Origin of the sequence: Chromobacterium sp. LK1 (genome assembly GCF_001043555.1) — a bacterium.
Classification (GTDB): domain Bacteria; phylum Pseudomonadota; class Gammaproteobacteria; order Burkholderiales; family Chromobacteriaceae; genus Chromobacterium; species Chromobacterium aquaticum.
In genome coordinates, this window is the sequence record NZ_LDUI01000023.1 from 25,680 (window position 1) to 32,719 (window position 7,040).

Sequence of the window (7,040 nt, forward strand, 5' to 3'; positions counted from 1 at the left end):
CGCCATGGAAATTTTGATCGTTTTGCTGCTGGCGCCCAGCTTTTGCCAATTGCTGTATTACTCCTTGTCCTCCGAGGAGGGCTTGCGGCAACGTGGCCCGGCGTTGGATTGGGTGATGTGTCTGGGCTTGCCGCTGGCGATGCTGTTGCTGGGCTGGTGGGGCTTGGTGAGCGGATCGGGCCAGATGGCGGGCTATGGCGTGTTGTTGTTCGCGCCGGGCGGTGCGCTGAGCCTGATCACCGGGCTGTTGTTTGGTTTGTGGGCGATGCGTCGCCGCAGCCGGCCGGAGGTGGATCATGAGCGCCAATGATAGGGCGATGAGGGCCGCGGCCCAGCGTAAGCCGCGCGATCTGAAGCAGGAACTGGCGCGCGACGCCAGCCAGTTCGGTTTTTTCCAGGCGGTGCGCATCCTCGGCCTGGCCACGCGCAAGCGCGGCGAGCGCCGCGGCCGGCTGCCGGCCAGCCTGCGCTTCCGTTCGCTGGCCTCGCTGTCCTTCCCGCCCAGCGAGCTGTGCCGCTATCAGCCGGCCAGGGAGCCGGAGCAGGCCGACGCCACCGACGAGATGACGGTCAGCTTCATCGGGCTGACCGGCCCCAGCGGCGCCTTGCCCACCAGTTATACCGAGCTGCTGCTGGAGCGACGCCAGCAGTACAAGGATGGCTCGCTGCACGCCTTCCTGGATATCTTCAGCCATCGCGCCACCGCCTTGTTCTTCGGCGCCTGGCGCAAATACCGTTATTGGTTGGAAGTGGAGGCCGGCGAGCGCGACGGCTTCACCCGCAATCTGCTGGACCTGGGCGGCCTGGGCTTGTCTCAATTGCGCAAGCAGATGGGGCCGGACGCGCAGCTGGATGAAAACCTGTTCATCTATTACGCCGGCCTGCTCAGCCAGAAGCCCTTGTCGGCGCAGGCGCTGGAAACCCTGATCCAGGGTTTCTTCGGCGTCGACGCAGCGCTGGAGCAATTCGTCGGCCAGTGGATGAAGGTGCCGGCGACGGAACAAAGCCGGTTGGGCGCCAGCGACAGCGAACTGGGCGTGTCCTTGTTCGCCGGCACCCGGGTCTGGGACCGCCAGACCAAGCTGCAGCTGCGGCTGGGCAGCATGCGCCGCGCCCAGTTCGAGGCGCTGCTGCCGGGCGGCCCCGGCGCGCAGGCCTTGCAGGCGCTGCTGCAATTCGCCGTCGGCCACAATCTGGCGGCCGACGTCAGCCTGGTGCTGGACAAGCGCGACGTACCGCCGTCGCAACTGGGCGGCCCGGTGGACTTGCGGCTGGGCGGCAATTGCTGGCTGGGCCCGCAGCGGCGGGACCCTGAAGACATGCGCTATGCGCTGCTGCATTGAGCGGCGCCGGCGAAACTGATTTTTCATTTTGAGCGTATTGGAACGATATGTCCGTATCCCTGAAAGCCCTGATCGACAGACTGACTCCCACCGCCCGCCAGGCGATTGAGCAGGCGGCCAGCCGCGCGCTGGCGCGCACTCATTTCGAAATCGAGATCGAACACGCGCTGCTGGCGATGTTCGATCAGGACAACAATGCCGCGCTGGCGGCGCTGCACGCGCTGGGCGCGGACCTGCCGCGCATTGAGCGCGAGCTGGAAGCGGCGTTGGACGCGTTCCGCAGCGGCAATACCCGCAACCCGGTGCTGTCCGCTTGGTTGCCCAAGTGGCTGGAAAAGGCCTGGCTGCTGGCCAGCGCGGAACAAGGCCAGGACGATGTGTCCACCTTGGACCTGCTGCTGGCGCTGTGGCAGGACGAGGCGCTGCGCGGCGCGCTGCAATCCGGCTCCGCCGCGCTGGCGCGCCAGGACGCCGGCCGCTTGCAAGGCGCTTACGCCGCCTTGCGTCAGCACGGCGGCGAGGCCTCGGCCAACGCGCCGGCGGTCGAGGCCGGCGTGGAACCGACGATGGCCGCGCCCGTGGCCGGCAAGCGCGGCAGCCCGGCACTGGACAAATACACCATAGACCTGACCGCCCAGGCCAAGGCCGGCAAGATCGATCCCATCCTGGGCCGTGATGTCGAAATCCGTCAGATGATAGACATTCTGATGCGCCGCCGGCAGAACAACCCCATCCTCACCGGCGAACCGGGCGTGGGCAAGACCGCGGTGGTGGAAGGCCTGGCGCGCAAGATCGTGCATGGCGAAGTGCCGCCGGTGCTGGCCGGCGTCACCTTGCGCACCTTGGACCTGGGCTTGCTGCAAGCCGGCGCCAGCGTCAAGGGCGAGTTCGAAAACCGCCTGCGCCAGGTGATAGACGAGGTCAAGGCCAGCCCGGTGCCCATCATCCTGTTCATCGACGAGGCTCACACCCTGATCGGCGCCGGCGGCGCGGCCGGCCAGAACGACGCGGCCAACCTGCTGAAACCGGCGCTGGCGCGCGGCGAACTGCGCACCATCGCGGCCACGACCTGGGCCGAGTACAAGAAGTACTTCGAAAAGGACGCCGCGCTGGCGCGCCGCTTCCAGGTGGTGAAGGTGGAAGAGCCGGCGCCGGAAATCGCCGTGCAGATGGTGCGCGGCCTGACCCCGGCGATGGCCGAACACCACAAGGTGGAAATCCTCAACGAGGCGGTGGCCGCCGCCGTGCACCTGTCCAGCCGCTATATCGCCGGCCGCCAGCTGCCGGACAAGGCCATCAGCGTGCTGGACACCGCCTGCGCCCGCGTCGCGCTGTCGCGCGCCGGCAAGCCGGGGCCGATCGAGGACGTGTCGGTGCTGATAGACAATATCGACCGTGAAATTAGCGCGCTGCAGCGCGAGGAAGGCCACGCCGAGCGCATCGCCGAGCTGGAAGCCCAGCGCGCCGAACTGCGGGCGGACCTGGAGCAGCTGCACGCCGCCTGGGACGAGCAGCAAAAGCTGGTTGCGGAAATCGACGAGCTCAAACAGCGGCAGACCGAGGCCAAGCCGGCCAAGGGCAAGAAGCCGAGCCCGCTGCAGACCAAGCGCAAGGCGCTGCGCGAATTGCAGAAGCTGCAGCCGCTGGCATTCGAATGCGTGGACGAGAGCGTGATCGCCGACGTGATCTCCGGCTGGACCGGCATCCCGCTGGGGCGCATGGTCAGCAATGAGCTGGAACAGGTGCAGAAGCTGGCCTCGCTGCTGGGCGCGCGCGTCATCGGCCAGGACCATGCGTTGGAACAGATCGCCGAGCGGGTGCAGATCGCCAAGGCCAATCTGGAAGATCCGGGCAAGCCCAAGGGCGTGTTTCTGCTGGTGGGCCCGTCCGGCGTAGGCAAGACCGAAACCGCGCTGGCGCTGGCCGAGGCCTTGTACGGCGGCGAGCGCAATCTGATCACCATCAATATGTCGGAATATCAGGAAGCGCACAGCGTCTCCGGCCTCAAGGGCTCGCCGCCGGGCTATGTGGGCTACGGCGAGGGCGGGGTGCTGACCGAGGCGGTGCGGCGCAAGCCCTACTCGGTGGTGCTGCTGGACGAGGTGGAAAAAGCCCACCCCGACGTGCTGGAGCTGTTCTTCCAGGTCTTCGACAAAGGCCTGCTGGAAGACAGCGAAGGCCGCGAAGTCGACTTCAAGAACACCATCATCCTGCTGACCTCCAATGCCGGCACAGACCTGGTGATGCGCGCCTGCGAGCACGGCGTCACCGTCGAGGGCGAAACCCGCGATCCGACGCCGGAAGACCTGGTGGAGATTCTGCGCCCCACGCTGCAGAACGTGTTCAAGCCGGCCTTCCTCGGCCGCCTGACCATCGTGCCCTATCTGCCGATCAGCGACGAGGTGCTGCGCGCCATCGTCGGCCTCAAGCTGAACAAGATCCGCCAGCGCATCGCCGACAACCACGGCGCCCAGGTCGAGTTCCCGGAGGAACTGGCCGAGCAGATGGCGGCGCGCTGCCTGGACGTGGACAGCGGCGCGCGCAACGCCGACGCCATCCTGACCCGCACCCTGCTGGCGCAGATCTCCAGCGATTTGCTGGCGCGCATGGCCAGCGGCAAGCCGGTGAAGAAGATCGCCGTCTCGCTGAAGGGCGAGCAGGTCAAAGTGCGGCTGAGCTAAGGAGTCGCGCGCATGTGGAGAATGTTGGGCCTGTTCGGGGTCAGCACCGTCGCCTGGTGGGGGCTGCTGTGGCTGGTGTTGCCGCAAAGCTGGCAGCGCATCAGCCCGTCGGCCATCCTGCTGCTGCATCTGGGGCCGCCGATGCTGCTCAGCGCCGGCGTCAAGCTGTGGGGCTATTTGAAGGAAAAACGCGCCAAGCAGGCCGAGGCCGAGCAAGCCGCCGCGGCCGACGCCGAGCACCAGGCGGCGCGCGACGCCGCGCGCGAACGCCATCTGGCCGAGCTGCGCGAACGCCAGGCGGTGGTGGAGTGCCGCTGGTTATGGGCTTGCGCCACGCCGGCCGAGGACGAACCCTTCTGGTTGGCGGAGGCGCCGGACGGCTGCCTGTGGTCCTGCGTGGACAAGGCCGATGCCTGCGGCGACGCCGACGATGTGCTGGCCGCGTTGCGGCCGCACGTGGTCGAAGCGCTGAGCCTGCTCTACGCCGCCGCGCCCGGCGCGGCCTGGCTGCCGCTGCTGATGGAAGTGGTGCCCGGCCCGTCCGGCATCGAGCAGATCGCCGCGGTCAAGGAGTGGCAGCTGGAAGCCATGATGGCGGGGCAGGTCGATGAGGATTGGCCGGCGCCGGACGCGCGCTTCCTGGCCGGCGCCGGCACCGGCACGGTGGCGGACCGGGCGCGGCAGCTATTGCAGCAAGAGCCGGAACTGCCGGGCGTGTTGGTGCTCGGCGCCGATGCGCCGCTGGCGCTGCAAGGCGCCGACGACGGTGACGAAGGAGACACGGCGGCGGCAGAGCGTCAACGCTGGCTGGGCAAGCCGGGGTTGGCGGTGGCGGTGCTGCTGATGCTGCGTGAGCAACTGCCGGAGCCGGAGCAGGGTGTCGCCGTCACCGTGGCCGAAGGCGCCGATCCCTACCAGCCGTACTGGGAAAAAGACTTCAGCCGCTCCGGCGGCAGCTGGGGCCTGGTGCCGGGCCGCCACCAGGCCGGTTTGGCCGAACTGCCGGTGCTGGCCCAGCTTGGCCAGTCCAGCTCGGTCGCATTGCAGCAGGAGCGCGCGCTGCAATTGGCGCGCCAGCTGCAGCCGGTGCTGGACAACGCCCTGGTCAACGCGGCGTTGCTGGACTACCCGTTCAGCCCAGAGGACGCCAAGCCGGAGAATGACCAGGCCGCCAGCCTGGCCTGGCTGGCGCACAACGGCGGCGACGTCAATGTCGGCGGCGTGCGCCTGGCCGCCATCGCCAGCGCGCTGAGCCGGCATGGCGTGGAACTGCATCCGGTGGACGAAGCCAGCAATCTGGCGCGCGACTGGGGCGATGTCGGCGTCGCCGCCAGCGCCATGCTGACGGCCATCGCCGTCAGTCACAGTGCGCGGCTGGCCGCGCCGGCCATCCTCACTCAATTCAGCCACGAGCAGGTGGCGCTGGCCATGGCCAGACCGCCGCGCAAGGAGACCGCAGCATGAAACGCGTGATTCGACTGGGCGACCCCACCGATCATGGCGGCGCCGTCGTCAGCGCCGCATCCAGCACCACCCTGTTTGGCAAGAAGGTCGCCTGCCTGGGAGACGCCGTCACCTGCCCGCAGCAGGGCCACGTCAACTGCACCATCGTGGAAGGCGATTCCAGCTGGCTGGTCGGGGGCAAGCCGGTGGCGCTGGAAGGACACAAGGTCAGCTGCGGCGCCGCGCTGATCTCCACCATGCCGGAAGTCGGCAAAGGCTGAACCGGCCACACCTATATATAGAAGCTGAGCAAGCATGGAAAACATAGATCAACACGTGGAGCAGCTGCTGGCCCCCATTCCCGGCGCCGCGCCGGCGGGCGAGGACCTGGCCTATTCCACGCTCTTCGACCAGATTCGCGAAGCCCGCCGCAGCGACGATCCCGGCCTGTCGCAAGGGGATTGGGAACAGACGCTCAAGGTGGCGGAATGGCCCAAGGTCATCCGCCTGTGCGAACAGGCGCTGACGCAAAACAGCAAGGACCTGCAACTGCTGGTCTGGTATGCCGAAGCCCAGGTTCAGGTGAACGGCATTCACGGGCTGGCGCTGGGCCTGGCCGTGCTGGACGGCTGGCTGGCTCAATACTGGGAAAACGGTTACCCGGAGCTGGACCCGCACGATCTGGACGAGCGCGTCGGCAAACTGGAGTGGCTGAACCAGCAACTGGGCATCGCCATTCGTAGCGTGCCGTTGCTGAAGCCGGATTTCGGCGGCTACGGTTGGAACGATTGGCAGCAATCGCGCGAAGTCGAGAACCTGGGCCTGAAGGACGCGGACGCCAAGGCCGCCGCCATCGCCGAAGGCAAGCTCTCCGGCGATGAGTTCGAAAAGAGCGCCACCCAGTCCGGCCACGTCTGGTTCCAGGGTCTGGCGGAAAACCTGGTGGCGGCCTTGAGCCGCTACGAAGCGCTGGATGCGCAAGTGGACCAGCGCTTTGGCGGCGAAGCGCCCAGCCTGGCGGAAATCCGCAACGGCATCTATGCCTGCCAGGACCTGGTGCTGCGCTACCGCCAGCAAACCGCGCCCGCCGGCGTTGCGCCGGCGCCCGTTCAAGTCAGCGAGGAAAGAAAAGCCGTGACTCAAAGCCACAGCGCGCCGGCGCCGGTCGCCGCCGCCCCCATCTCCTTCAACGGGCAGATCCGCAGCCGCCAGGAAGCAGTGCAGATGCTGAGCGAAGTCGCCCGCTACTTCCGCCATAACGAACCGCACAGCCCGGTGGCCTTATTGGCCGAGCGGGCGGCGCGCTGGGCCGAGATGAGCCTGGAGGAATGGCTGCAGCACGTGGTCAAGGACGGCTCCACGCTGAATCAGCTGCAGGAATTGCTGGATGTGAAGAAGGAATAGGGCGGTTTACACCGTTTGAAGCCACGGGCCGGAGTGTCTCTCCGGCCGGTTTTGCTAGCTGTTTCGCAGGTGTGATGGGGCTTTATTAAATACTCCTTGTGGATATCTTCTGACGTATCAATGGTTTGGGGTGTGTGCCCCGCTTTTGTTGCGGTTTTTGTGGTGAAAG

Annotated in this window: 6 protein-coding genes; all 6 read left to right on the forward strand. The window is 67.1% G+C overall.

Features of this window, described 5'->3' with window-relative positions:
• Positions 1 to 4: 4 nt before the first annotated feature.
• The 6 genes from VI26_RS11010 to tssA are packed head-to-tail and all read left to right on the forward strand — an operon-like array spanning position 5 to position 6,871.
• The gene (locus VI26_RS11010; RefSeq protein WP_048409797.1) at positions 5 to 310 is read left to right on the forward strand and encodes a hypothetical protein; all 306 of its coding nucleotides are present in this window, start codon (positions 5 to 7) and stop codon (positions 308 to 310) included.
• Complete coding sequence (gene tssG, locus VI26_RS11015; protein ID WP_231581002.1) at positions 297 to 1,343, forward strand: type VI secretion system baseplate subunit TssG; 1,047 nt, start codon at positions 297 to 299, stop codon at positions 1,341 to 1,343. The genes VI26_RS11010 and tssG overlap by 14 nt, the downstream gene beginning before the upstream one ends.
• Before the next feature lie 47 nt (positions 1,344 to 1,390).
• Complete coding sequence (gene tssH, locus VI26_RS11020) at positions 1,391 to 4,024, forward strand: type VI secretion system ATPase TssH (protein ID WP_048409799.1); 2,634 nt, start codon at positions 1,391 to 1,393, stop codon at positions 4,022 to 4,024.
• A 12-nt stretch (positions 4,025 to 4,036) separates the two neighbouring features.
• Complete coding sequence (locus tag VI26_RS11025) at positions 4,037 to 5,488, forward strand: hypothetical protein (RefSeq protein WP_048409800.1); 1,452 nt, start codon at positions 4,037 to 4,039, stop codon at positions 5,486 to 5,488.
• A complete protein-coding gene (locus VI26_RS11030) occupies positions 5,485 to 5,748 on the forward strand; it encodes a PAAR domain-containing protein (RefSeq protein WP_048409801.1) in 264 nt (87 codons plus the stop codon). Before VI26_RS11025 ends, VI26_RS11030 begins: the two co-directional genes overlap by 4 nt.
• 34 nt (positions 5,749 to 5,782) lie before the next feature.
• Positions 5,783 to 6,871: a type VI secretion system protein TssA gene (gene tssA / locus VI26_RS11035; protein ID WP_048409802.1), complete on the forward strand. Its 1,089-nt coding sequence runs from the start codon at positions 5,783 to 5,785 to the stop codon at positions 6,869 to 6,871.
• The last annotated feature ends 169 nt before the right edge of the window (positions 6,872 to 7,040 follow it).